Origin of the sequence: Martelella lutilitoris (genome assembly GCF_016598595.1) — a bacterium.
In the GTDB taxonomy this organism is placed as follows: domain Bacteria; phylum Pseudomonadota; class Alphaproteobacteria; order Rhizobiales; family Rhizobiaceae; genus Martelella; species Martelella lutilitoris_A.
The window spans coordinates 3,542,143-3,566,381 of the sequence record NZ_CP066786.1 but is presented as its reverse complement, the minus strand read 5'-3'; the positions used below and the strand labels follow the sequence as shown (position 1 = coordinate 3,566,381).

Below are 24,239 nucleotides of genomic sequence, written 5' to 3'. Positions count from 1 at the left end.
CCTTTCGCATCAAAGAGATGGCCACCGGCCCACAAGGGGCCGGCGGTTCTGCTTTCCTAAGCGCTGCTTAGCGGGACGAGTCGATGATCGACTGCATTTCGTCCTGGGCCTCTTCCATGGCCTCATCCACCTCTTCGCCGCTGTCGGCGTAGAAGGCGCGGTTGAGCATGGTGACCCAGGGGCCGTTCAGCGAATTGATCAGATCGTTGAAGACCGGGCTGTAGGGCGTCTTGCCCTTGGCCATGGCCTCGGCCGCGATCATGTAGCGGGCGTCCAGTCCTTCGAGCGCCTGTTCTGCGACATCGTCACGCACCGGCAGCGAACCGTTTTGCGCCAGGATCTTCTGGCCTTCCGGCGAATAGGCGAATTCGATGAAGGCCTGGATCGCCGGCATCTTGCTGTCCTCAGTCTTCGCCGAGACAACGATATTGTCGCCGCCGGCGAAAGACGACCAGCCGCCGTCCTTGCCCGGCAGATAGGTCACGCCGTATTCAAGGTCCGGATACTGGTTATTGAGCGCGCCGATGGCGAAAGACCCGGACGGCGTGATGCCGATATTGCCGCCGGCAAAGGCCGCGAAGAAGTTCGAGCCGGAATCCGTCTGCGAACCCGCCGGAACCAGCCCGTCCTCGACCATGCCGCGGTAAAATTCTATCGCATCCTTCATCTGCGGCGTCGTCACGGTCGCCTTCGCGCCTTCATCCTCGAACAGCGCGCCGCCGGATGCCCAGACGAGCGGCATGAAGGTGAAGATATTGCAGCCGCCGCAATTGCCGGAGAAATAGAAGCCGTACGTGTCATCGCCGAGAGCCGCGACCGCTTCCGCATCCTCGCGGATCTCCGCCCAGTTCGTCGGCGCCTTGTCGGGGTCGAGGCCCGCTTCCTCGAACAGGTTCTTGTTCCAGACCAGTACGGAGGCATCGGCCGAGAACGGCATGCCGTAGATCCTGCCGTCATAGGCGCCGACCGAAAGATGCGCCTTCGACAGATTGTCGTAATAGGGCAGCGACTTGGCGAACTCCGTCAGATCCTTGAGCTGGCCCGCCTGGGCGAAGGACGGCGTATAGATCAGGTCAAGCGAAAGCGCGTCCGGCTCCGATCCGCCGGCAGCGGCGATGGCATATTTCTGGACCAGTTCGTTCACCGGCACGATCTGCAGTTCGGCCTTGTCCTCGCCCTTGGCATTGAACGCGTCGACCAGTTTGGGCATGAATTCCGAGCCGTCGGAGCGAACCCAGAGCGAGAATGTTTCCGCCTGGGCCAGACCCGGCAGAGCGATGGCGGCGATGGCAGCGCCGCCTAGAAGAGCCTTCAGTTTCATGTCACTTACCTCCCGTTTGATATCCTATGACAGCCCGGGTTGGGCTGAGCTAACGTTTGCGCAGTATGCGCGATCTCCTCCCCTGGAGCCGGCCCTTCGGCCGGTCTGCCTTGTTGGCGGGGCGGGGTCCCGGCGCAGTCCTCAGTCCGGTCTTGCGCCGCAGGATTGTCTGACGACGAGCCTGCAGGGCGTCTCGCGCACGCCCGGCTCGACCTCCTTGCCGTCAATCATGTCGAGAAGCGCAAGACCCGCGCTTCTCCCGAGGCCCGGAAGGCCCATATCCACCGTGGTCAACGGCGGCCGCGTCGCCTTGGCAAAGACTTCCCAATTGTCGAAGCCGACAATCGCGATGTCGTCGGGCACGCGGATACCCATCAATGCGAAGGCGTCGATCACGCCGCGGGCGATCTGGTCGTTGCCGCAGAAGATCGCATCCGGACGCTCTCCGGCCTCGATCAGCGCATGCGCAGTGTCGTAGCCGTGCGCTTCCGTCCAGGCCGAGAAGATCGCCTTTCCGAAGGGGGCGAGCCCGGTCTCTTCCAGGGCGGCGCGCCACCCGGCTTCGCGCAGATGCGCGGCCTTGAAGTCCAGCGGCCCGGTGATATGCGCGATCTTCCGGCGTCCGAGGCCGATCAGGTGCCGTACCGCATCCTGCGCCGCGTTGGTGTCGTCCGGAACGAAGCTGACCGCTCCCTCCGGCGCGGCGGCATAGACATAAACGACCGGCATGCCGAGCGGCGGCAGGTCGATCGGCAGGCCGCGATCGATGCGCTTGCCGGTTATCACCAGTCCGTCGACCCGCTTTTCCTCCATGGCGCCGAGATTGAGTTTCAGGCTTTCGGGCTCGTATTTTCCGGCGCTGAGGAAAACCGAGACGCCCCGGTCTGCCATGGCGGCGGAAAGGCCGGCGGCCACCGGCAACGTGAAGCGTCCGTATGTGTCGTTCGTCAGAAGACCGAGCGTGAAGGAGCGCTGCTGGACGAGGCCGCGGGCGATCGAGTTCGGCCTGTAGTCAAGCTCTGCCGCGGCGGAGCGCACGCGTGCGCGCGTTTCTTCCGACATGCGGCCCGTGCCGTTGAGTGCGCGCGAGGCGGTCGTCACGCTGACATTGGACTTCGCCGCGACATCACGGATCGTGGCGCGCTGGTAAGCGCTTGCCGATTGCAGCTTCGAGACCCTGTCCGCCACGGTTCGTCCTCCCTGAGGCAAACAATTAAATACCATGAGCAAGCGTTTTCTCATTCGTGGTTTATCGTTTGCGCAATCAAGTTTGCACAGACATTGGAGACTGTCAAGCGAGGAATGCCGGCATCCGCAAACCGTCGCGCGGCAAGTCCGCTTCAAGCCGCGAGGTGTCGAAACGGTCTTGCCGCGCGACGGCAGACCGGGAGGTCATCGTTTCGCCTCTTGACAGAGCGCGCTGTTTGCTTTGCTATGATGTCAGACCAATTTAACAACCAATAACTGGGGAACGCCGAAAGGCTTCTTGGGGAGACCGGTCTGAAACGGGGCTTGCTCCGTCTGGCGCCACGCAGGGCATTGTCGTTGCGGGAACGGTTTCTCACGCCTTACCGGCAGCATGGCTGACGCATGAACGATGAAAAGCCCGCCATCATGCCGCTTGCACCGGTAAGCCGCGTGCGACAGGTCGCTGACGCGCTGGTGGACTATGTGTCGCGCTCCGGCTTGATGCCCGGCGACCGTATCCCGGCCGAACGCGAGCTGATGGCGGCGCTCGGCGTCGGGCGTTCGACCATTCGCGAGGTGATCCGGCATTTTCAGTCGCTCGGCGTGATGGAGACACGCAAGGGCAGCGGCACGTTTCTGCTCAAGCCGATCTCGTCGGCCACAATCCACATGCCGTTGTCCCTCAACGCGGTCAATCTCCGTGACGCTTTGCTGCAGACGCTGGAAGTGCGCCGCGGCATCGAGGCCGAGGCCGCCATGGCGGCAGCGCGGCGCCGCACCGCCGCGGACCTGAAGATCATCGAGGAAAAGCTCGACGCAATGGAGCGCGTGCACCTGTCCAAGGGCACGTCCGGGCCGGAAGACCTTGAACTGCATCTGGCGATCTACGATGCCACGCACAATCCCCTGTTCCGCCAGCTTCTGGAGCAGATGCGCGAGGCGTTCGAGAAATTCTGGGCCGAGCCCTTCGACCGCCCGGATTTCGCCCGCCGGTCCTTTCCCTATCACCGCACCTTGTTCAACGCCATCGTCGCCCAGGATACCGAGGCCGCGCGGCGGGAAACACTGAAGATCCTCGACGTCGTCGAGGAAGACATCAAGGAAATGTCCAAATGAATGACGGCCTCTCCCAAGCCGACGAAATCGCGCTGATCGGCGCCCATGACGAGGGTCATGCCTTCGGCGCCGTCGTTCCGCCGATCGTGCAGACATCGCTGTTCACCTTCGATAACTACGACGAGATGATGGACACCTATGCCGGGCGGAAGGAGCGTTTCGTCTATTCGCGCGCCGCGAACCCGACGGTCAGGGTGTTCGAGGAAATGCTGGCGCGCATGGAAAAGGCGGAGGACGCGGTGGGCTTTGCCAGCGGGATGGCGGCGATTTCGGCGGCGATCATCACTTTCGTTGAGCCGGGAGACCGGATCGTCGCCGTGCGCAATGTCTATCCCGATGCCTACCGGCTGTTCGGCACCATACTGAAGCGGATGAAGATCGAGGTCGAGTATGTAGACGGACTGGACCTTGAAGCGGTCGATGCGGCGCTGTCCGGCGCGAAGCTTTTCTATATGGAAAGCCCGACGAGCTGGGAAATGGAGGCCCACGATGTCGGCGCGCTGGCGGCGATCGCCAAAAAACATGGCGCGATCTCGGTGATCGATAATTCCTGGGCGAGCCCCGTTTTCCAGCAGCCGCTCACGCTTGGCGTCGATCTCGTTCTCCATTCGGCCTCCAAGTATATCTCCGGCCACAGCGATGTCGTCGCCGGCGTCGTCGCCGGTTCGAAGGAGATGGTCGGGCGGCTGCGCGGGGAGGCGCTGTCCTATCTCGGCGGCAAGCTTGCCCCCTTCGATGCCTGGCTTCTGACGCGCGGACTGAGAACGCTTGCCATCCGGATGAAGGCGCATGAGGCCTCCGCGCTTGAAATCGCCAGGCGGCTCGCCGCCCGCGAGGACGTCACCAGGGTCTGTCATCCAGGTCTGAAAAACCGGCTTCCGCCCGGGCTTTCGGGAACCTCCGGCCTGTTTTCCTTCCACCTTTCCGAGCGCATCGACATCAAGGCCTTCTGCGACCGGCTCTCGCTGTTCAAGCTCGGCGTAAGCTGGGGCGGTCATGAAAGCCTGATCGTGCCCGGAGAGGTGGTTCTGGCGCAGAAGGCGCAGCCGAATTCGGCGCGCGCTTTCGGCCTCGATCCGCGCTCCGTGCGCATTCATGTCGGGCTGGAGGGCACGGAAGCGCTCTGGCGCGACCTCGAGGCGGCCTTCGAGGCCGCAAAAAACTGAGACTTCAACGCATAGAAGCAAAAAGCAAGGGGAATGGAAATGAAGAAACTGCTCACAGCCACATGCCTTTCGGCGCTCATGGCGTCTGCCGCCCATGCCGAAACACTCACCCTGGTCGAGGTCATCACCAGCCCGGCCAGAACAGAAACGCTGGAATCGATCGTCGCGCGTTTCGAGGAAGCCAATCCGGGTACCGATGTCGAGATCATTTCGTTGCCCTGGGGCGAGGCCTTCCAGAAGTTCGCCACCATGGTCTCCGCCGGCAATATTCCGGATGTGGTCGAGATGCCGGATTCCTGGGTTTCGCTTTATGCCAATAACGGCATGCTGGAAAGCCTCGAACCCTATCTCGCCGACTGGGAATATACCGATGACCTGACGGACCGGGCGCTGGAGCTCGGTCGCGAGGTTGACGGCACGGCCTATATGCTGCCCTACGGCTTTTATCTGCGCGCCATGTTCTACAACAAGAACCTGCTGGAAGCCGCCGGCATCTCCGAGCCGCCGGCCACGCTTGCCGAATTCACGGAAGCCTCGGCGAAGATCTCCGAACTGGACGGCAAATATGGCTACTGCCTGCGCGGCGGCGCCGGCGGGCTGAATGGCTGGCTGATGTACGGCGCCGACATGGCCGGCTCCAACGTGTTCTTCGAGGAAGACGGCACCTCCACGGCCAATCAGGAAGGCTGGGTCGAGGGCTTCCAGTGGCTGATCGACCTCTATCAGAACGGCTACGCGCCGAAGGATTCGGTCAATTGGGGCTTCAACGAGATCGTCGCCGGCTTCTATTCCGGCACCTGCGCCTTCCTGGACCAGGACCCCGATGCGCTGATTGCCATTGCCGAGCACATGGACGAGAGCGATTACGGCGTGACGACCATGCCGAAGGGCCCGTCCGGCAAGACCTTCCCGACCATCGGTTATGCCGGCTGGTCGATGATGTCGGCCTCCGAGAACAAGGACCTCGCCTGGAAGCTGATCGCCACACTCGAGGGCCCGGAAGGCAATGTTGCCTGGAACAAGCGCACCGGCGCGCTTCCCGTGCAGAAGGCGGCCGAGGAGGATCCGTTCTATGACAGCCCGCAATTTGCCGGCTGGTTCGAGGAACTGAACGACCCGGATGCCGTGCCGACCGTGATGCCGACCTATCTCGAGGAATTCGGCTTCTTCAAGGATTCGTTGTCCATCTCGACCTCGCAGCAGGCCCTGCTCGGCGAAATCACCGCACAGGAAATGGCCGATGAGTGGGCCGACTACCTGACCAAGGCGCAGAAGAAGCACCTTGCCAAGTAGCGCATCCGCACGGCCGGCTGTGGGAGACCGCTGCCGGCCGTCGCCTTTCTTCGATCATTCAAAGGACAGACGATGACCGACGCGGTGAACAACCGTGCCAGGAAACCACTGGCGAAGCGGGCAAGCGCGTTTCTCGAGCCCTATCTCTACAGCGCTCCGGCACTCTTTCTGATCGCCGCGGTGATCCTGGTTCCGCTTGTCGTGGGCATTTCCTATGCCTTCCGCGATATCCAGCTTCTCAATCCGTTTTCTGGCGGCTTCATCGGGCTGGATCATTTTCAGGCGCTTGCCGGGGACAAGGCCTTTCGCCGCGCGCTCGGCAACACGCTTTGGTGGACCGGCGCATCCGTTTTCCTGCAGTTCGTCCTCGGTCTCATCCTGGCGCTCCTGCTCGACAAACCGTTTTACGGACGCGGACTGGTTCAGGCGCTGGTCTTCCTGCCCTGGGCCGTGCCGACCTTTCTCGCCGGCCTCAACTGGGCCTGGCTCTTCAATCCGGTCATCGGTCCGCTGCCGCACTGGTTTCATGCGCTCGGCCTGATGGCCGAACCGGAAAACATTCTCTCCGACCCGGCGCTTGCCATGTGGGGGCCGATCGCCGCCAATGTCTGGTGGGGCATTCCCTTCTTTGCCATCACCATGCTGGCGGCGCTTCAATCGATCCCGCGCGATCTCTACGAGGCCGCGGCCATCGACGGGGCGGGCCCGGTGCAGCGGTTCCTATCGATCACCTTGCCGTTTCTGGCGCCGACCATGGCGATCACCATCCTGTTGCGCACGGTCTGGATTGCCAATTTCGCCGATCTCATCGTGGTGATGACCTCCGGCGGGCCGGCAAACCGCACCCAGATCGTGGCGAGCTACATCTTCACCCAGGCCTTCCGCAAGCTCGATTTCGGCTATGCCTCGGCGATTGCGCTCGTGCTGCTGGTGCTGCTTCTGGCCTATGCCCTGCTGATCATCCTTTTGCGCCAGACATTGCTGAACAAGGGCTGAGACGATGCGACCGAAAAGAATAGCCCTCACGGCAGCCCACCGCCTCGCAATCCTCGCCTATGTCGCCTTTGCGCTGTTCCCGCTCTACTGGCTGTTGAAAGTGGCGGTAACGCCCAACAGGCTGCTCTACAGCGAAGGGGTCCGGATGTGGCCGTCGCGCATGACGTTCGAACATTTCGACTTCGTGCTGCGTCATTCCGATTTCCCGCTGTTCTTCAGAAACAGCGTCATCGTTTCCGGCTCCACCGCCATCGCCGTCACCATCGTTGCCTCGCTCGCCGGCTATGCGCTGTCGCGCTTTGCCTTCAAGACCAAATACTGGATCGTGGCGTTGTTGCTGATCACCCAGATGTTTCCGCTGGTCATGCTGGTGGCGCCGATCTTCAAGCTTCTGTCGCCGCTCGGGCTGACCGACACGCTGGCGGGCCTGATCATCGTCTATACCGCCTTCAACGTGCCCTTCGCCACCTTCCTGATGCAATCCTTCTTCGACGGCATTCCGAAGGACCTCGAGGAAGCGGCGATGATCGACGGGGCCACGCGGTTCAAGGCGTTTCGCCAGATCATCCTGCCGCTCACCCTGCCGGGCATCGCCGCCACGCTCGGCTTCGTCTTCACCGCGGCCTGGAGCGAGCTTCTGTTTGCCCTGATGCTGATTTCGGGCAACAGCGCGGCGACCTTTCCGGTCGGCCTGCTCACCTTCGTGTCCAAGTTCTCCGTCGACTTCGGTCAGATGATGGCCGCCGGCGTGCTCGCCCTCATACCCGCCTGCATCTTCTTCCTGGCAATCCAGCGCTATCTCGTCAAAGGCCTGACCGCAGGCGCCGTCAAAGGCTGAAAGGACTTCCAAAATGGCTTCCATCGATATATCGGACGTGCGCAAGAGCTATGGCAGAACCCCGGTGCTCCACGGCGTCGACCTCAACATCGAGGATGGCGAATTCGTCGTTCTTGTCGGCCCTTCCGGTTGTGGTAAATCGACGCTGTTGCGCATGATTGCCGGACTTGAGGAGATTACCGGCGGCGATATCGCCATTGCCGGCAGGCGGGTCAACGATCTGGCGCCCAAGGATCGCGATATCGCCATGGTGTTCCAGTCCTACGCGCTTTACCCGCATATGAGCGTCGCCGACAATATGAGCTACAGCCTGCGCCTGCGCAGAACGCCGCGCAAAACTATCAAGTCCGTTGTCGGCAGGGCGGCGACGACCCTCGGCCTCGATCCGCTTCTCGAACGCCGCCCGCGCGCGCTGTCCGGCGGCCAGCGCCAGCGCGTCGCCATGGGGCGCGCCATCGTGCGCGAGCCGAAGGCCTTCCTGTTCGACGAGCCGCTGTCGAATCTGGACGCGCGCCTGCGCGAGCAGATGCGCGCCGAAATCAAGCAGCTCCACAAGAATATCGGCGCCACCTCGATCTACGTGACCCACGACCAGATTGAGGCGATGACGCTTGCCGACCGGATCGTCGCCATGAATGGCGGCGTCGTCCAGCAGGTGGGAAGCCCGCTCGATCTCTACGACCGCCCCGTCAACCGCTTTGTCGCGGGTTTCATCGGCTCGCCCGGCATGAACTTTCTTGAGGGTCAACTGAGGCTGAAGGAGAACGGGCCGGTGCTGGCGCTCGATCGCGGCGTCGAGGTGGCGCTCCCGGTGCGCCCCGGCATGGAGGATGGCAGCGCCATGACGCTTGGCATCCGCCCGGAACATGTCGCGCGTTCGGCGGAAAGCGCTGCTGTCACCGCCGAAACCCAACTCATCGAGCCGACCGGTTTCGGCATCATTGTGCATCTCGATGTCGGAGGTCAGGATCTCAAGATGTTCACCCAGGACCGGGCCGCGCTTCAGTTCGATGGCGAGATCACGGTGTCGCTTCCGCCCGACCGTCTCCACTTCTTTGATCGGGACGGAGATCGCGTCTAGATCGGTTCCGCCTTTCATGGAAACGCGGAATCACGTTGCCCATTTGTTTTGACGCATTTTCGCGGGCGTCAGATGGTTCCATCCGATTGCGAAATGCCCTGGAAACGCTTTAGACCACGTCCGGGGGGCGCAGCCTGCATTTTTCGGCCGTGTCTGCGGTTTCGATCTGCAGTGTGGTATGGCCAATTTTGAAATGCTCTTGCAGCTCTTCTGGAAGCGAGGTGAGCAGGGGGCGGTGATAGCCCTCGGCGCAGACGATATGCGCCGTCAGCGCCGTTTCTGTGGTGCTGAGCGCCCAGATATGGAGGTCGTGGACCTCGTCGACGCCGTCGGCCCCTTCGAGAAGCCTGCGCACCTCGTCGATGTCGATGCCGGCGGGCACTGCGTCCATGGCAAGGCGGGTGGAATCGCGCAACAGGCCCCAGGTGCCGACCAGGATGACGATGCCGATAAGGAGGCTCACGGCCGGATCGATCCAGTCCCAGCCGGTGAAGCTGATGACGATAGCCGCGATGATGACGCCGACGGTCACGCCGGCATCGGCGGCCATATGAAGATAGGCGCCGCGAATGTTGATGTCCGATTTGCTGCCGGAGGCAAACAGAAAGGCGGTGAAGCCGTTGACCAGCACGCCGGCGGCTGCCACCCAAATCACCGTGCCGGTCTCGATCGGCTCGGGCGTGAAGAACCGGCCGATCGCCTCCCAGCTGATGGCGCCGACGGCGACGATCAGGATGATGGCATTTGCAAGGGAGGCCAGGATCGGCGCGCGCTTGAAGCCGTAGGTGCGGATGCCGCCCGGCGGTTTCGCCGCAAGCCAGATCGCGCCCCAGGCTAGCACGAGTCCCAGAACGTCGGAAAGATTGTGCCCGGCATCGGCCAGAAGCGCCAGCGACCCGGTGATGACGCCGAAAACCGCCTCCAGCGCCACATAGATGATGTTGAGGGAAATGCCGATGGCAAAGGCGCGGCCGAAGCTTTTCGGCGCATGGGAATGCCCGTGCCCGCCATGCCCCTCGTGGCCGCCGTGACCGTGCGCGTGATGATGCCCCGACATGCTTTGCTGCCTCCATGGTTGAGATGGAGATGAATGTAGAAGCTATAGCGGGGTGAGGATCAAGGGGACCGGGCGTGAAAAATACGCCCGGACTTCTGCCGTGACGCTACTGCGTCGTCCTGCGGACGCCCCAGAGCGCGATGGCCGCGATGATGACGCTGACGACGACGTTCCAGCCGGCAAAGGACAGGCCGAGCACGCGCAGCGCCGCCTCGTCGCATTTCGGGCCGGTCACGCGGTTGAGATCGGCCAGCAGCGAACTTGCATCGGTGGTCATGCCGGAAAGCGAGCCCGAGCAATCCGAAGGTCCTGCCCACCAGTGCCATTCGACGCCGGAATGATAGATGCCCATCACCATGCCCCAGACCATCAGCCCGGCGATGACGAGGAGCGCCAGTCTGCCGATGAGGCGCGGCAGAAAGCCGAAACGGACGGCAAGAAGCCCGACAATGCCGACGGGCACGCCGATATAATAGGGTTTACGCTCCAGAAGGCAGAGATGGCAGGGAATGTAACCGCCGATATGCTCGAAGCCGAGGGCAGATAGCACCGAGACGGCCATGCCGAGCGTCACCAGAACGAGGCTGATGACGAGGCGATTGTCTGTGATGAAGCGGGGGAGCATGGGATGAACCTAGAAGACGTATTTGACGAGGTAGAATCCGCCGAACAGCAGCACGACGAAAACGGTGAAGAGAATGCCGAGATATTTCTCGATGAAATCGCGAATCGGCACGCCGTAGCGGTTGAGCAGAAAGGCGATCAGGAAGAAGCGGAACGAGCGGCCGATGACGCTGACCAGGAGGAAGATGCCGAAATTGAGCCCGGTCGCGCCGGAAAAGATCGTCAGCACCTTGTAGGGGAAGGGGGTAATTGCGGCAAAGAGGACGCCCCAGCCGCCCCAGGTGTTGTACCATTCGGCGATCTGTTCGAAGGAGTGCTCCTTGCCGTAAAAGGCGAGGATCGGCTGGCCGACGGCCTCAAACAGGAACATGCCGATCAGGTAGCCGCCGATCGCGCCGAGGATCGAGGCCAGCGTGCAGATGAGAGCAATACGCACCCATTTCAGCGGTTTTGCGATCACCATCGGGATCATCAGCACATCCGGCGGGATGGGAAAAAACGAGCTTTCGGCGAAGGAAACGGCAAAGAGCGCGCGTTCGGCGTGGCGCGTCGCGGCAAGGGAGAGTGTCCAGTTGTAAAGGCGGCGCAACATGGGATGATCCGGAAATGATTGGCGATAGGGATTTAGAATATTGCCGGAGGATGGTAAATCCCGCGCCGCTTGTCCATTCTTCACTACGGCGTGATGCCGGCTTTTCGCATGATCCGGATCAAAATCCCGGTTGACGCAACGGCCGTACCCCGTATATTTCGCCCCAACCCGGTCTCGGCCGGCGGGCCCCTTTGGCGGAACTGGTAGACGCGCCTGACTCAAAATCAGGTTCCGAAAGGAGTGCTGGTTCGATTCCGGCAAGGGGCACCACTTTTTCTATTTTTTCAATAGAAATAATGACTTGGAGGAAGGGGTGCTTTCATTTCCCCTGAATACCCCCTCAAGGTCATGGGCAAGAAACTCCAATTCTCGCAAATCATGCGCTCGTGTCCCCGCGCCGGCCCCCGGTAGCCCCTGAAAGTTCCGGGTTGCCCCTGTCATCACCGCTTCATGCAATATCTCCTGTATCTATTCGTCTTTCACGCCTTTCAGAATTGCCGACATCCGGTCGACCAGTTCTTCCGGCACGTCGGACATCGGGCTTTTCGAGAAGCCGCAATCGCGCCCGAGAAGCCCAGCTGCGGCCTTCATGCGGGCGGGAAATTGCGGTCCGCGCACGATCTTCCAGAGGGGATAGAGGCGATTTTGAATCTTGAGCGCCTCGTCGTATTTTCCGGCCCGCGTCAGGTCCCACATGCGAACCGAAAGGCGGGGGAAAAGCGCCAGAATGGCAGAGATCGCGCCATCGGCGCCGAGCGCGAAACAGGAATGGAGCATTTCGTCGGTCGCGGCATAAACCATGCCGCGGTCGCCGCAGGCGATCCGCATGTCGTACATGGCCATGATGCCGCCGACGCTCTGTTTGACGCCGATGACATTTTCGATGTCGAGCAGCTCGGAAAAGAGTTCGGACGAGATCTCGTTTTGCGGCACGACGTTGTAGATGATGATCGGCAGGCCGACCGCCTCGGAAATTGCGCCGTAAAAGCGCTTGTTGCCGGCCGCGTCCGGCACCAGGACATTGTAGAATGTCGGCGTGACCATAAGCGCATCCGCGCCGGCCTTCTTGGCCGCCATAGCGGTTTCGATCGCCGCAGCGGTGGAGCAGCGGGCGACGCCGGCGACGATGGGAACGCCCGCACGGTTTTCCGATTTGATGATCTCGATCATCTGCACCAGCTCGGCATTTGTGAGGGCCGCGCCCTCGCCGGTGCTCCCGCCGGGCGAAATGCCATGGACGCCCGCATCCAGCAGGTAGCGAACCTCGCGGCGATAGAGTGCCGTATCGATCTCCTCGTCTCTGGTGAAGGTCGAGACGACGGGTGGAATGATCCCGTGGAATGATGTACCTTTTTTCATTATCTGTTGTCCTGTGGCCTTGCAGCTGGCTGTGTCAAATCGGTTCGGGGCTCCAGAAGAGGACGCCCGCCAGCGTCCTCTCCCGGTGGTTGCGTCAGAGGATGCCGAAGTCGGAAAGGGCTTTTCGAACAGCTTCGACTTCTTCTGGCGTGCCCGGGGTCAGGGGCAGGCGCGGCAGGCCTGCATCCCCGCCGGTCAGACGGATGGCCTCTTTCCAGAGGCATACCGGGTTCGTGCGACCGTTGATTCCCATGACCTTCAGCAACGGATAGAGCTTGCGCTGCATCGCCGCGGCCTCGGCAATATTGCCTGCCAGAAAAGTGTCGATCATCTTGCGAATATAGTCGCCGACTACGTGGGAAGCTCCGGATACGACACCGCCGATCCGCTTTTCGCCGCCTTGCGTGAAGGCTTCGAGAACCATGGTGTCGTCGCCATTATAGACGATGAAGTCTTCCGGCGTGGCGTTGAGGAAAGCGGTCATTTGTTTGGGATTGAGTTCTGCCTCCTCCTTGATGGCCACGATATTGTCGAGCGCTGCAAGCTTGCCGACCGTATCGGGGTCAATGTTGACGCCGGTGAAGATCGGAATGTTGTAGAGCATGATGTTGAGGGCCGGAAGCGATTCGGAAACCTTGACGAAGTGGTTGTGGATCTCCTGCTGCGCCGGCTTGGTGTAGTAGGGCGCTACGACCATGACCGTGTCGAAGCCCAGCTTCTCTGCTTCCTTGCCGAGCGCGATCGTTTCGATCGTCGAGGTGCAGCCGACGCCGGCGATCAGCGGAACGCGGCCGCCGACCGCCTTTTTGACCGTTTCGAGAATGGCGACCCGTTCGGCGAATGTCTGTGTGTGAAACTCGCCGGTGGTGCCTGACAGGATAAGCGAGTCGGCAAAGCCGTTGTCGACCAGATGGGTTGCGAGGGCCGCGAGTTTGCCGTGATCGACGCTCTGGTCTTCGCCGTAAGGGGTGACGAGCGGGATGAGAACGCGGCCGTAAGTGTCCTTGTTATACATTTCAGTCTCTTTCTGGAGTTTTCCAAACGATGGTTGTCCCGGTACGGGGGTGTCGTCGGTATTGCTTTTCCGTCATCTCCTTTCTTTTCGTGCTGCCGGTTCCTCGCGCCTTACTGCGAGCCCCGGTCGGTATTGGCGATCCCGCCGGTCGCGCCGGCAAGCTTGCGGGTTTGGCTGACGCCTCTGACGATCAGGGGCAGCACCCAGATGGCGATCGTGAAGAGGCCCAGTCCGGCGGCGATCGGGCGTTCGAAGAAGCCTAGGAAGTTCCCGTCGGCGATGATCATTGATGTGAGGAAGTTCTTCTCGACGAGCGGCCCGATCACGATGCCCAGGATAATTGGAGCGATCGGGAACCCCTTGCTCTCGAGAATGAAGGCGATCACGCCCATCGCCAGCATCACGCCGACACCGAAGACCGAGTTGTTGACCGCGTAGGAGCCGACGATGCAGAAGGCGAGAATGGAGGCGTTGAGATAGGTGCGCGACAGGCGGAAGATCGAGCGCGAAAAGCGTACGGCAAGCCATCCGAGCGGGATGATCAGCAGGTTCGCCAGCGCAAAGACGATCATGACCGCGTAGAAGTTCTGGGGATTGTTGACGAAGATTGTCGGGCCCGGATTCATGCCCTTCATCACCAGAACACCTACGGCAATGGCCGTGACAGCATCGCCGGGAATGCCGAAGACCATGGCCGGGATCCACGCCGAACTCAGCGCGGCATTGTTGGTCGCGGAGGCCTCTACCAGTCCTTCGGAATGTCCGGTCCCGAATTTTTCCGGCGTTTTCGAGAATTTCTTCGAGATGGCATAGGAAATCCAGGCGCCGAGATCGCCGCCGGCGCCGGGCAGAGCGCCGATCACCGTGCCGAACGCGCTGCCGCGAAGCACATTGAACTTATGACGCCAAAGCGTGCCCACCATACCGGCAAGAGGGTTGCCGATCTTCATGATCGGTTCGCGCTTGCCGGACTCGCTGGCCTTGTGCCGGAGGATTTCGGACAGGGCGAACATGCCGATCATGGCCGGTATGAAGCTGATGCCGCCCATCAGTTCCGTCCAGCCGAAGGAAAAGCGGGGCGTGGCCGTCAGCGGGTCGAGGCCGACGGTTGCGATGAACAGGCCGAGAAGCAGCGAAAGCGTACCCTTGACCTTGCTTCCCGAACTGATCAGCGCCGCGCATGACAGCCCCAGCATGGCCAGCCAGAAATATTCGAAACTTGAAAACTGCAGTGCGATCTTGCCGAGGGCCGGCGCGATGAAGAGCAGGGCGACAAAGCCGATCATGCCGCCAACCGAAGACGAGCAGATGGAAATGCCCAGCGCCTTCGCCGGCCGGCCGGCCTTGGTCATGGCATAGGCCTCGTCGACATAGGCAGCGGAGGCCGGGGTGCCGGGAATGCGCATCAACGCTCCGGGAATGTCGCCCGCAATGATGGCCATCGTGGTGCAGGCCACGATTGCTGCGATGGCGGGAACCGGATCCATGTAGAAGGAGAAAGGCACAAGCAGCGCCGTCGCCATCGTGGCGGTGAGGCCGGGAATGGCCCCGACGAAAAGGCCGAAAGTCGCTGCGGCGCAGATCACCAGCAATGTATAGGGCGTGATGACAAGTTCGATTGCTTCGAGAAAGACATGCATGGCCGTTTCTCCTCACCCGAGAATGCCGACCGGCAACGGAACGCGAAGTCCGTTGACGAAGAGGACGTAGATGAACATCGTCAGAAATGCTGCATAGAGGCTGCCGCGTACCAGGCCGCCGCCGCCGATGCGGATCATCAGCAGGATGAACAGGAAGGTAAGCGGCAGGAAGCCGACGGATTCCAGAAGCAGGGTATAGAGGCCAAGGCTCACCAGCACGGTGGCCGGAAACCAGGTGAAATCCTCGCGTTTGAACAGCACGGCCGCATGACGACGCAGCATCGCGATTTCCGCGCGTCCCTGAAACGCCAGGATGCCGCCCGCCAGAACGAAGGCGCAGCCGATGATGATGGGCAGGGTTCCCCCGCCGATCGTCATGCCGCCGAGCCCTTCCATCCGCGTTCCGGTGACAGCCAGAACCACGCCGCCGATCACAAAAAGCAATCCAAGGACGGTGTCCGGAACGCCGATGGCGACGCGATCTGCATTGTCGTCTTCTGGTGAGGTGTCACTCATGGCCTCACTCCTTTCCGTTGGTGTCGCGAGCAGACGGCCGAAGGCACTCCGGCCGGGATACGGCCGAAAAGAACCGAGTTTCAGATGTTGAATGGAGTGCCTTCGGCGGCGCGGTCCGGTCCGTCAGTCCTTGACGAGACCGGCGGCGTTCATGGCCTTGCCGAAGGCCTCGTCACGCTGGGCGAGGTAGTCGACGAAGGCGTCGCCGCCTTCCCACACGACGCCGTAGGAGCGCTTGGCCATCAGGTCGGCGAATGCGGGGCTGCTGACGACATCGGCCATGACCTCAATCAGCGTCGCGCTGACGTTGTCGGGGAGGTCGCTTGGCCCGCCGAGGCCTCGCCAGCCATTGATCGGAAAGTCGATACCGGTGCTTTCCTTGATGGTCGGCAGGTCCGGATGTGCCGGATCGCGCTCGGTGCCGAGGATCGACAGCGCCTTGAGTTCGCCGGCATCGATCAATCCCTGAGCCTCGGGAAGCTGGACGACGCCGACATCGATCGCTCCGGATGCCAGCAATTGCAGGGCAGGAGCGGCGCCTTCGGTCGGCACCCAGAATGCCCTGTCGCCGTCAAGCTCGTTCACCAGCGTGACATAGGCCAGATGATTGACTCCGCCCTGATTGGCGCCGCCGGCCCGGATCGCCGCGGCATTTTCCTCGATCGCGGCGGTAAGCGCGTCCATGCTGTCGAACGGGCCGTCCGTTCTGACGACCACGGCGGACGGGTCGGCGTTATAAAGGCCGAGCGGCGTGAAATCCTTGTAGGTCAGTTCGGATGTGCCGAGCCAATGGAACATCGACAGTTCCGTGGTGATAATGCCCAGCGTGTAACCGTCGGGATCGGCGTCGGCGATTGCCTTGTGGCCGATGACGCTGCCGCCGCCGGTGCGGTTGACGACATTGATCGGCTGGCCCAGCTCTTCTTCCATCAGCGTTGCCAGGATCCGTCCGGTGGCATCCGTTCCGCCGCCTGCGCCCCAGGGCACGATCAGCGTGATCGGCCGTTCCGGGTATTCGGCGCACGCTGCCGAAATACCGCCGACGACGACCACGGTCGTCGCCAGAAGCGTCTTCAGAATATTCATTGAATTCTCCTCCCAATCTTCCCTTTGGGTTACGAAAAGAGCCGACGAGGCCCTGCGGTCCAGAATCCCCTTTTGTTAGACGCGGGCAGCGACGCCGACGCCCGTCCACTCGGAAACGGTCCCGCCACATCGCAATGGCGTTGAACGTCAGATCAAACCTCCCTTTAGCAATACCGCATAATGGAACGCTGTACCGCGAAATAATGCTCTCACCAGAGACTAAGTCTGTCAACTTAAATCCCAAAAAAAAGAATCACGTTCCGAATAGTGGGATTTACGGCGTGAGGAAGATCGGTTATGGTGTCTCTCAATTTCTTCGTTTCTGAATCTATCTTGAGTCTGAAACGATTTAGATGTTCCGTATAGCAGGATTGAATCCCTTATTATGGCAAGCGGATTCAGGGAGCGCTTTTGGGGGTAATCATGAAAGACGATCAGACAGCACGGGGGAAAAGCAGAGGCGACGAGGGGTTGAAGTCGCTGTCGAAGGTGGTGCGCATCCTGGAGTGCTTTTCGGTCAACGACCGTGCATTGTCGCTTGCGACGATATGCCAGCGGACTGGGTTTCCGAAGAGCACGACGCACCGGCTTGTGGCTTCCATGCGGGAGGTCGGGTTTCTGGATCAGGACAGGGAACGTGACAGCTATCGCCTGGGGCTCCGTCTGTTCGAGTTCGGCGATATCGTGCTCGCCAATCTCGATGTGCGCCGAGAAGCCCGGCCGATGATGGAATCTCTTCAGCACATGACCGGCCAGACCGTTCATCTGGCTGTTTTCGATGGAATGCAGGCCGTTGTCATCCATCGTGTGGGGACCGGAAACGAAAGCCATACCAAAGCGGGCATGATCGAGAACGCGCCGGTGCATTGCACGAGCATCGGCAAGGCGATCCTCGCATTTCAGACGGAAGACGCCGTCGAGCGTGTGATTGCGGCGGGCCTGTCACGCTACACCGACCAGACAATGACCGATCCCGATGATCTGCGAAGGGCTCTGGCCGAAATTCGCGAGAAGGGCTATGCCGTGGACAATGAGGAGCATCAGCCAGGACTGCGATGTCTCGGCGCTCCGATCCACGATCAGAACGGCCGCGTATTCGCCGGCATCAGCGTCAACGGCCCGGCCTGGCAGATTCCCGAAAACGAAATCCCGGATCTGGCCAAGATCGTCGTCTATCAGGCGCGTGTGATCTCCCAGCGCCTTGGTTGGCACGACTGAGCGGCCGGCCGGTGTTTCGGCGCCTGCGGTTTGCCGGTATCGTCGCTCACGGTCTTTGCCGCGTCAGAGCCTGGGGCTCGATCATCACCCGCTATGCAGAGCGAGCACGCTGGAGCGCGCTATCAGGCTCGGTTGAACAAAGGTACGAACGGGCCAAGGGCCCTTGCGGCCCGCGCCGATCTGTCGGATGAGCAATTCCGCAGCATGACGGCCCATTTCTTCGACATGCTGGCTGACGGCGCTGATGGTCGGGGTCACCATCGTCATCCAGAGCGCATCGTCATAGGCCACCACCGAGACATCTTCTGGAACGCGCACTCCGTGCTTGCCAAGCGCCACGTAAAGGCGTTGCGAGACGACGCTGTTAGCCGAGAAGATCGCGGTGATCGACCTTGATTTCAGCGCGCCAACAAAACGGTCGAGCCCGGCGGTAATCTCTACATCCGAGGAGCCGAGCTTGAAGATGAGGTCGTCCGGCACGGCAAGTCCGCGCTCCGTGAAGGCTTCGCGCCAGCCCTCGATGCGCGCGCGCCCCGTCGTCCACTCGTCGTGATCGATGAGGAGTGCGATCCGTTCATGGCCGAAGCCGATCAGATGTTCGGTCGCCATCTTGCCGCCGGCCCGGTTGTCGCCTGCGACAAGGGCGTTGTCGTCGCTGACGGAGCGGTCGATCTGCAGGACCGGTCGGCCGAAATCGCGCACGCTCGCCACCGCTTCGGCCGAGACCGGCGTGATCGCGATTGCCGAAACACCCATGGCGATCAGCGATTTCACTGCCGCCTTCTGCTCCTTCGGATCGGCGCGATCGATGATCAGGATGACCTCATAGCCCTCTGCTCGCGCAACCTCCTGAAAACCGGTTGCAAGTTCGGCATAGAAAGGGTCCAGAATGCTCGAGACCACGAGGCCGATCTGTGTGCTGGAGCCCTGCCTGAGATTGCGGGCATTGAGGTCGGGCACATAGCCGATCTTCTGCGCCGCCGCGACGATGCGCGCCTTGACGTCTGCCGCGACATAGCCTTTGCCGCTGAGCGCGCGCGAGACGGTCGAGGTCGAAAGACCGACCGCCTCCGCGATATCGCCGATCGTGACGCGCTTATCTGCCATGGAGTACGTGCCTCATCAAAAATGCTCTTTTAGCGCGTTTTCTGGTATCTGTTGAAGTATTCATCAAGAGCGAAAAGACCGGTGCAGTCGCTGCGCGTCGTCAGCCGCCCCAAAACGCGTGAGAAACTGGTCAGGCCGACCCCATAATTTTCGCTGAGCAGTGCCTTGGCAGATCCGGGATAGCTCTGCTCCAGGGCCATATCTCCGGCAGTCAGCAGCAGTGAGAGCGCATCGGTCTCCTCGGTCGCCGCCCGCTCAAGCATGTCCGGAAACACATTGGCCATGAGACCGCAGAATCCGTCCGCACCGGCCTTGAACGAGGCCCGAAATGTTGCCACCTCGGCGTTCATAAGCTTCAGCCGGCTGCCGCCGACAATCTCGATCCGGCTCTTGATTCGCGCAAGATCGCAGCATGTATCCTTCAAAAAGATGAAGCGTCCGCTCTCAGCCGCACAGGCAAGAGCCCTGTCCGAGATCAGCCGCTTGTAGGGGCGGGGCGCCTCGTAGAGACCGAGATCGCCGCTGCTATCTGCGATGATTGCCTCAAGGCATGCGAGAAAAGCCTCGTCGCTTTCGCCCTCCGCGACCAGATGTCCGGTCAAAAGCACGGCGCAATCGACGCCGCCGATCGCCCTTACGCGCGCAATTGCCTCAGGCCAGCCTTCGCCTTCCTTGCAAAACACCGAGGCGGCGACGGGAACCCTTCCCGCAACCGCGCGGACAGCGGCCCTGATAACCGCGGCGCGCTCGGCATCGTTCATCGTGAGCGGTTCGGCAGAAAGTCCGGTGACCAGCAGGCCGGAAACGCCGCGCGCGACATAGAAATCGACGAGGCCCTGAATGGCATCAAAATCAATCTCCCCGTTTTCGAGAAACGGGGTGAGGAGAGGCGGCCAGATTTCGGGTTGGCGGGCCATGGTCAGATCCCTTCGGACAGGAGGTGAAGTTTGCGGTCGGGTTCGAATTCGAGAAGATCGAGGGTGATGATCTCGCCGGAGCGCGTGACGGCCAGCGTACGGATTTCGAAAGGTTCGAGGGCGAGCGAAAGCAGATGGCCGCCGGCAAAGTCAAGCCCAAGCCGGGCCGCGATCGGGCCGGACGTGTCGTTGACGAAGCGCATCACGGTCGTCGAGGGATCATCTTCCCAGGGTTTCAGCGCCGTCAGCCGCAGGCCGGGCGTTTCCTCAAGGCCGGAAATCAGCCCGCGCGTCGCGGGCATGTCTCCGGGATGGAAGCTTTCCATCATCACCCGGGGCGGCATGACCATCATCTCGGCGAGCCGGCTCGCCTCGTCCATATCATCGCCCGTCTGGGGCAGGAGCCGGACGCTGAAGCGCTGCAGGCCCTGATCCTGGTAGTTATAATGCTCGTTGTCACGCAGCTCGCGGGGATCATGCCAGGCAAAGACAGGGCTTCTCGCGGCGGTGATGCCGATATCGCCGTCGACGCAGTCATAGGCGTATTTGGCATTGTTGATCACGCTTATCCGCTTCCCATCCGCGCCGGCGACGCTGACCCAGCGCTGGCCGGGATATTCGAGACCGTCCGCGGGCCGCTCCACATAGCCATATTGCATCTGGTAGCGGGCCGTATCGGCCGAAACAGCCGTCGGGTAGCGCAGCTTCAGAAGGTGCAGTTCTTCATGCCAGTCGATTTCGGTGCGGATTTCGAGCGAGCGGGCATTGCTGTCGAGCACGAAGAGCTCGCTCAGGCGCGATCGTCCGAGGCGGGCATTGACCCGGATCGAGGCGCGAACGGGGCCGGCATCCTCGATGTGGATGCTCTCGACTTCGAACTGGCGGCCCTGGCCCACATAGGTCTCCACCCGGTGGCCCCAGGTGTCGGAACCATCGGCCGATACGACGGTATGGATGGCGCCTTTGGCAGGGGCAAGATCCTGCCCGTCGGCAAGAGTGACGAATTCGTCAAGCCAGCCGGTCTGCGGGTTGATCGTCACCCGCAGATGCGCGTTTTCGATGGTGGTGCCGTGAGCGCGTGCCTGGAACTGCGGTATGGCTTGCGGCGCATCGGTCCTGCGCACGCGATAGAGCTTGTGGCCAAAGGCCGGCACCCTGGCGGGGAAGGCAATGCGGGCGCGATAGCGGTCGCGGAAGATGTCTTCCTCGCGGATGGTGGCATCGGCCCTGATCTTCTGCCAGGGCGTTTCCTCGCCATCCTCGGCGCTGACAATCCAGTTGCCCGGCAGGAAGGATAGTTCCAGTTCCGCGGTGATCTCGGCTTCGAACGGATGCGGGTTGAAGACGATGAGCGGCTGTGTTTCCTCGTCTGCCGGTATGGCGACGTCGCGGGCCGCGATCTGCAGGGCGCGGTTGGTGACTCTGTCCGCCGTCGCGATCACGCCGCCAAGGGCATGGACCGCGTCTTCGCAGGCGGGAAGGATCGAGCTTCCGGGCAGGATGTCGTGGAACTGGTTGAAGAGCAGCGTCTTCCATGCCTCGTCGAGTTTTTCGCTGGGGTAGGAGACTCCCTGTGTGGCTGCGGAAAGCGTGGCATAGCGCTCCGCCTCCAGAAGGGCTGTTTCTGCCTTCAGATTCATCTGCTTGATCTTCGCAAAGGCCGCGTAGCACCCGGCGGCGTGGCGCTGCAGCTCGCCCTCGTGAACCGGCATGGGCTTGCCGCTGTTCCGGCGCTCCTCGAAAAAGCGGTCGGGGCCGGACATGATCAATCTGCCGAACCGGCCGTCTGCATCAAGCGCCTCGATGCTCTTCAGGTTTCGCCGGGTCGGGCCGCCGCCATGATTGCCGACGCCATAGAAGACCATGGCCTCGTCCTCAAGCGCTGCGCCGATCTTGCTGATGGCGGATTCCATATGCCGGTCGACGTTTTCCGCCGTCGTGCAGTATTCATGCGGGATCCGGTAGGCGGCAACCGAGGCGCCGCCCAGCCCTTGCCATTCAAACAGCGTGTGCGGCATGTCGATTTCGTGCGGGCCGGGGCGCAGGAAGCAGTAAGAGGCGATCCGGTGGCCGGCAAGCACCTGTGGCAGGGCCGCGGAGTGGCCGAAGGGGTCGGCATTGAGGCCGACATTGGCGATGCCCCCGAAATGCTCAAGCAGATAGCGCTGGCCGATCAGACCCTGGCGCACGAAGGATTCGAGATTCGGCAGATTGCAGTCCGGTTCGACCCACCAGCCGCCGACCATGGCGATGCGCCCGGAAACGACGAGGTCGCGAAGCCGGGAGAAAAGCTTGGGGTCGCTCTCGCGGATCCACTCCACGACCGCGACCTGTTCGAAGGTGAAGACGTAGTCCTCGAATTCCTCAAGAAGCGCGACGGCTGCTGTCAGCGTCGCGCGGGCCTCCTGATAGCCTTCTGTCCAGCGCCACAGCCAGACGGGATCGAGATGGGCATGGCCGACCATGTGAATGGCGGCAAAACGCGATTTCTGCTCAGACATTTTCGCTCTCCGCGACGAGTGTTTCCAGACGGGCGCAGATCAGGTGCATGGCAAGCTGGTGCATTTCCTGAATGCGGGCGGTCATCGTGTGGGGTGAAATGAAGGCGAGGCTGCAATCCTTCGCGATTTCGGCACCGTTCTGGCCGGTGAAGAGAACGGTTTTGGCCCCTTTTGCCCAGGCGGCGGCAAGTCCTGAACGGATGTTTTCCGACCGGCCACTGGTGGAAAAGGCAATGACGATATCCCGCGGTCCGGCAAGGGCCGTGACCTGGCGGGCGAAAACGGCATCGAAGGAGAAGTCGTTGCCGATACAGGTGAGCGCCGAAACGTCGGCGGAGAGGCAGGTCGCGGGCAGGGGGCGCCGGTTGGTTTTGTAGCGGCCGATCAGCTCGCCGCTGAAATGCAACGCTTCCGCGGCCGAACCGCCATTGCCGAACACATAGACGCAGCCGCCCGCACAGACGCTCTGCCAGATCGCGTCAGCGATGGCGATGATATCGGGAAGGCGAGTCCGCATTTCCGCGTCCATGGCAAAATGGGCCGCCATCTCCTCTTCCAGGCTTGCCGTCATTCTCTGATCCTCACCTTGACGCCCGTGGCGCTGCCGATTTCGTTCCATGCGACGGCGGCCGCCGAGGCGACGCCCGAATTGCGGCCGAAGCCCGTTTTGCGCACCGTCAGTCGTTGACCGACGCTGGCGGCCATGCTGCTGCCGACGAGCGCCATCGCGGGCGCGAAGAGCTCTCCATCGGCCTCGGTCACGCCGCCGCCGATCACCAGCAGGGCGGGATCGAACAGATCGGCCGCCGCGCGCACCGCACGGGCAAGCATGCCCATCGAACTCTGCCAGAAGGCAAGGGCCTCCTCGTCGCCGGCAAGCGCCGCATCGGCGACATTGCGCGCGGAATAGGGCCTCGGCGTCGCCATGCCCTTGGCTTTGGCCTCGGTATAGCGCTTGCCGATCGATGTTCCCGAGACATAGGCTTCAAAACACCCCGTCAGGCCGCAGTTACAGGTGCGGCCATCGTAAATCAGCGGGATGTGGCCGAGCTCCGACCCGTTGCCGGTGTGGCCGGTATAAAGAAAGCCATCGGTGATGACGCCGCAGCCAATCCCCGAAGACACGGTGATATAGGTCACGTCCCTCACCGCGTCGGGATTGTCCCAGAGCGCCGTGGCGATTGCGCCCGCCGCCGCGTCATTCTGCAGATAGGCCTTCGCGCCGAAGCTGGTTTCCATCTGCTCTGTCAGCGGTATGCGATCCCAGTCCGGCAGGTTGGGCGGGGACAGGACCAAGCCTTTTTCGAGGTCGAGCGGTCCGCCGCAGGCGATGCCCGTTCCCTCTATGGCGAGCCCGTTCCTTCTGGCGTGGGCCTCGGCTGCCCTGCCGAGCCGCTCGATCAGCGCCAGGCTCGGCGCCGCCCTGACCGGCGAGCGCTCGCGAGACTGAAAGGCGATTGCGCCATCGGCATGCACGAGGCCGACGGCGATCTTGGTGGCCCCGATATCCACCGCCAGGACGACGGGCGTCATAGTGTCTCTTTGTTCTGCCATATCACTTATCTGGTAACGATTGCATGTCCACATCATTGGCACGCGCCTCAAATT

General features: G+C 61.8%; 22 protein-coding genes and 1 tRNA gene. 8 read left to right on the top strand and 15 right to left on the bottom strand.

Translation table 11 applies throughout. From position 1 onward, the window contains the following. Positions 1 to 67: 67 nt before the first annotated feature. Positions 68 to 1,315, bottom strand: a complete 1,248-nt coding sequence (locus JET14_RS17070; RefSeq protein ID WP_432443090.1) for an ABC transporter substrate-binding protein — start codon at positions 1,313 to 1,315, stop codon at positions 68 to 70. A gap of 147 nt (positions 1,316 to 1,462) precedes the next feature. Next, positions 1,463 to 2,509, bottom strand: coding sequence for a LacI family DNA-binding transcriptional regulator (locus JET14_RS17065; RefSeq protein ID WP_246750356.1), 1,047 nt, complete (start codon positions 2,507 to 2,509; stop codon positions 1,463 to 1,465). A 402-nt stretch (positions 2,510 to 2,911) separates the two neighbouring features. On the opposite strand from JET14_RS17065, the gene JET14_RS17060 reads away from it, so the two are divergent. The 6 genes from JET14_RS17060 (at position 2,912) to JET14_RS17035 (ending at position 8,999) form a co-directional block, all read left to right on the top strand. Then, positions 2,912 to 3,625 carry a FadR/GntR family transcriptional regulator gene (locus JET14_RS17060; protein WP_200335052.1) on the top strand — a complete coding sequence of 238 codons (714 nt, stop codon included), beginning with the start codon at positions 2,912 to 2,914 and terminating at the stop codon, positions 3,623 to 3,625. Further along, positions 3,622 to 4,791, top strand: coding sequence for a PLP-dependent transferase (locus JET14_RS17055; protein ID WP_200335050.1), 1,170 nt, complete (start codon positions 3,622 to 3,624; stop codon positions 4,789 to 4,791). The genes JET14_RS17060 and JET14_RS17055 overlap by 4 nt, the downstream gene beginning before the upstream one ends. Before the next feature lie 39 nt (positions 4,792 to 4,830). Further along, the gene (locus tag JET14_RS17050) at positions 4,831 to 6,084 is read left to right on the top strand and encodes an ABC transporter substrate-binding protein (protein WP_200335048.1); all 1,254 of its coding nucleotides are present in this window, start codon (positions 4,831 to 4,833) and stop codon (positions 6,082 to 6,084) included. A gap of 72 nt (positions 6,085 to 6,156) precedes the next feature. After that, complete coding sequence (locus JET14_RS17045) at positions 6,157 to 7,080, top strand: carbohydrate ABC transporter permease (RefSeq protein ID WP_200335046.1); 924 nt, start codon at positions 6,157 to 6,159, stop codon at positions 7,078 to 7,080. A 4-nt stretch (positions 7,081 to 7,084) separates the two neighbouring features. Beyond that, the gene (locus tag JET14_RS17040) at positions 7,085 to 7,918 is read left to right on the top strand and encodes a carbohydrate ABC transporter permease (protein WP_200335044.1); all 834 of its coding nucleotides are present in this window, start codon (positions 7,085 to 7,087) and stop codon (positions 7,916 to 7,918) included. A 13-nt stretch (positions 7,919 to 7,931) separates the two neighbouring features. Beyond that, positions 7,932 to 8,999 (top strand): ABC transporter ATP-binding protein, encoded by a 1,068-nt coding sequence (locus tag JET14_RS17035; RefSeq protein WP_200335042.1) that lies wholly within the window; start codon positions 7,932 to 7,934, stop codon positions 8,997 to 8,999. Positions 9,000 to 9,108: 109 nt separating this feature from the next. On the opposite strand, the gene JET14_RS17030 is transcribed toward JET14_RS17035, so the two are convergent. From JET14_RS17030 to JET14_RS17020, 3 genes are all read right to left on the bottom strand, one after another. Further along, the gene (locus JET14_RS17030) at positions 9,109 to 10,056 is read right to left on the bottom strand and encodes a cation diffusion facilitator family transporter (protein ID WP_200335040.1); all 948 of its coding nucleotides are present in this window, start codon (positions 10,054 to 10,056) and stop codon (positions 9,109 to 9,111) included. A gap of 106 nt (positions 10,057 to 10,162) precedes the next feature. Next, a complete protein-coding gene (locus tag JET14_RS17025) occupies positions 10,163 to 10,681 on the bottom strand; it encodes a disulfide bond formation protein B (protein WP_200335038.1) in 519 nt (172 codons plus the stop codon). 9 nt (positions 10,682 to 10,690) lie between these two features. Next, positions 10,691 to 11,272: a YqaA family protein gene (locus tag JET14_RS17020; RefSeq protein WP_138747133.1), complete on the bottom strand. Its 582-nt coding sequence runs from the start codon at positions 11,270 to 11,272 to the stop codon at positions 10,691 to 10,693. 185 nt (positions 11,273 to 11,457) lie between these two features. Between JET14_RS17020 and JET14_RS17015 the strand changes: the two genes are divergently transcribed. Continuing rightward, positions 11,458 to 11,542 (top strand) — tRNA-Leu (locus tag JET14_RS17015). Between the two features lie 198 nt (positions 11,543 to 11,740). On the opposite strand, the gene JET14_RS17010 is transcribed toward JET14_RS17015, so the two are convergent. The 5 genes from JET14_RS17010 to JET14_RS16990 form a co-directional block, all read right to left on the bottom strand. Next, a complete protein-coding gene (locus JET14_RS17010) occupies positions 11,741 to 12,631 on the bottom strand; it encodes a dihydrodipicolinate synthase family protein (RefSeq protein WP_200335036.1) in 891 nt (296 codons plus the stop codon). A gap of 94 nt (positions 12,632 to 12,725) precedes the next feature. After that, positions 12,726 to 13,646: a 4-hydroxy-tetrahydrodipicolinate synthase gene (gene dapA / locus JET14_RS17005; protein ID WP_200335034.1), complete on the bottom strand. Its 921-nt coding sequence runs from the start codon at positions 13,644 to 13,646 to the stop codon at positions 12,726 to 12,728. A 110-nt stretch (positions 13,647 to 13,756) separates the two neighbouring features. Then, positions 13,757 to 15,286: a tripartite tricarboxylate transporter permease gene (locus JET14_RS17000; RefSeq protein ID WP_200335032.1), complete on the bottom strand. Its 1,530-nt coding sequence runs from the start codon at positions 15,284 to 15,286 to the stop codon at positions 13,757 to 13,759. 12 nt (positions 15,287 to 15,298) lie between these two features. Then, complete coding sequence (locus tag JET14_RS16995) at positions 15,299 to 15,802, bottom strand: tripartite tricarboxylate transporter TctB family protein (RefSeq protein WP_200335030.1); 504 nt, start codon at positions 15,800 to 15,802, stop codon at positions 15,299 to 15,301. 123 nt (positions 15,803 to 15,925) lie between these two features. Beyond that, positions 15,926 to 16,888, bottom strand: a complete 963-nt coding sequence (locus tag JET14_RS16990) for a tripartite tricarboxylate transporter substrate binding protein (RefSeq protein WP_200335028.1) — start codon at positions 16,886 to 16,888, stop codon at positions 15,926 to 15,928. 423 nt (positions 16,889 to 17,311) lie between these two features. Between JET14_RS16990 and JET14_RS16985 the strand changes: the two genes are divergently transcribed. Continuing rightward, on the top strand, positions 17,312 to 18,106 hold the full coding sequence (locus tag JET14_RS16985; RefSeq protein ID WP_045680305.1) for an IclR family transcriptional regulator: 795 nt from the start codon (positions 17,312 to 17,314) through the stop codon (positions 18,104 to 18,106). Between the two features lie 84 nt (positions 18,107 to 18,190). Here the strand turns inward: JET14_RS16985 and JET14_RS16980 are convergent, their stop codons facing one another. Genes JET14_RS16980 through JET14_RS16960 form a run of 5 tightly spaced genes read right to left on the bottom strand, consistent with a single transcriptional unit; the run spans position 18,191 to position 24,164 of the window. Next, positions 18,191 to 19,213: a LacI family DNA-binding transcriptional regulator gene (locus JET14_RS16980; RefSeq protein WP_200335026.1), complete on the bottom strand. Its 1,023-nt coding sequence runs from the start codon at positions 19,211 to 19,213 to the stop codon at positions 18,191 to 18,193. Between the two features lie 29 nt (positions 19,214 to 19,242). Next, positions 19,243 to 20,130 carry a dihydrodipicolinate synthase family protein gene (locus tag JET14_RS16975; protein WP_200335024.1) on the bottom strand — a complete coding sequence of 296 codons (888 nt, stop codon included), beginning with the start codon at positions 20,128 to 20,130 and terminating at the stop codon, positions 19,243 to 19,245. A 2-nt stretch (positions 20,131 to 20,132) separates the two neighbouring features. After that, positions 20,133 to 22,631 carry an alpha-mannosidase gene (locus JET14_RS16970; RefSeq protein ID WP_200335022.1) on the bottom strand — a complete coding sequence of 833 codons (2,499 nt, stop codon included), beginning with the start codon at positions 22,629 to 22,631 and terminating at the stop codon, positions 20,133 to 20,135. Then, entirely contained in the window at positions 22,624 to 23,202 is a 579-nt protein-coding gene (locus tag JET14_RS16965; protein WP_200335019.1) for a D-sedoheptulose-7-phosphate isomerase, read from the bottom strand. Before JET14_RS16965 ends, JET14_RS16970 begins: the two co-directional genes overlap by 8 nt. Then, positions 23,199 to 24,164, bottom strand: coding sequence for an ROK family protein (locus JET14_RS16960; RefSeq protein WP_200335017.1), 966 nt, complete (start codon positions 24,162 to 24,164; stop codon positions 23,199 to 23,201). Before JET14_RS16960 ends, JET14_RS16965 begins: the two co-directional genes overlap by 4 nt. Between the last annotated feature and the right edge of the window lie 75 nt (positions 24,165 to 24,239).

Bases quoted from the DNA above. Each gene is read 5' to 3' on its own strand.
- JET14_RS17060 (WP_200335052.1), top strand. From the start codon at position 2,912: ATGAACGATGAAAAGCCCGCCATCATGCCGCTTGCACCGGTAAGCCGC.
- JET14_RS17025 (WP_200335038.1), bottom strand. From the start codon at position 10,681: ATGCTCCCCCGCTTCATCACAGACAATCGCCTCGTCATCAGCCTCGTT.
- JET14_RS16960 (WP_200335017.1), bottom strand. From the start codon at position 24,164: ATGACGCCCGTCGTCCTGGCGGTGGATATCGGGGCCACCAAGATCGCC.
- JET14_RS16985 (WP_045680305.1), top strand. From the start codon at position 17,312: ATGAAAGACGATCAGACAGCACGGGGGAAAAGCAGAGGCGACGAGGGG.
- JET14_RS16980 (WP_200335026.1), bottom strand. From the start codon at position 19,213: ATGGCAGATAAGCGCGTCACGATCGGCGATATCGCGGAGGCGGTCGGT.
- JET14_RS16995 (WP_200335030.1), bottom strand. From the start codon at position 15,802: ATGAGTGACACCTCACCAGAAGACGACAATGCAGATCGCGTCGCCATC.
- JET14_RS17050 (WP_200335048.1), top strand. From the start codon at position 4,831: ATGAAGAAACTGCTCACAGCCACATGCCTTTCGGCGCTCATGGCGTCT.
- JET14_RS17040 (WP_200335044.1), top strand. From the start codon at position 7,085: ATGCGACCGAAAAGAATAGCCCTCACGGCAGCCCACCGCCTCGCAATC.
- JET14_RS17000 (WP_200335032.1), bottom strand. From the start codon at position 15,286: ATGCATGTCTTTCTCGAAGCAATCGAACTTGTCATCACGCCCTATACA.
- JET14_RS17055 (WP_200335050.1), top strand. From the start codon at position 3,622: ATGAATGACGGCCTCTCCCAAGCCGACGAAATCGCGCTGATCGGCGCC.
- JET14_RS17045 (WP_200335046.1), top strand. From the start codon at position 6,157: ATGACCGACGCGGTGAACAACCGTGCCAGGAAACCACTGGCGAAGCGG.
- JET14_RS17030 (WP_200335040.1), bottom strand. From the start codon at position 10,056: ATGTCGGGGCATCATCACGCGCACGGTCACGGCGGCCACGAGGGGCAT.
- dapA (WP_200335034.1), bottom strand. From the start codon at position 13,646: ATGTATAACAAGGACACTTACGGCCGCGTTCTCATCCCGCTCGTCACC.
- JET14_RS16975 (WP_200335024.1), bottom strand. From the start codon at position 20,130: ATGGCCCGCCAACCCGAAATCTGGCCGCCTCTCCTCACCCCGTTTCTC.
- JET14_RS16970 (WP_200335022.1), bottom strand. From the start codon at position 22,631: ATGTCTGAGCAGAAATCGCGTTTTGCCGCCATTCACATGGTCGGCCAT.
- JET14_RS17035 (WP_200335042.1), top strand. From the start codon at position 7,932: ATGGCTTCCATCGATATATCGGACGTGCGCAAGAGCTATGGCAGAACC.
- JET14_RS16965 (WP_200335019.1), bottom strand. From the start codon at position 23,202: ATGACGGCAAGCCTGGAAGAGGAGATGGCGGCCCATTTTGCCATGGAC.
- JET14_RS17010 (WP_200335036.1), bottom strand. From the start codon at position 12,631: ATGAAAAAAGGTACATCATTCCACGGGATCATTCCACCCGTCGTCTCG.
- JET14_RS17020 (WP_138747133.1), bottom strand. From the start codon at position 11,272: ATGTTGCGCCGCCTTTACAACTGGACACTCTCCCTTGCCGCGACGCGC.
- JET14_RS16990 (WP_200335028.1), bottom strand. From the start codon at position 16,888: ATGAATATTCTGAAGACGCTTCTGGCGACGACCGTGGTCGTCGTCGGC.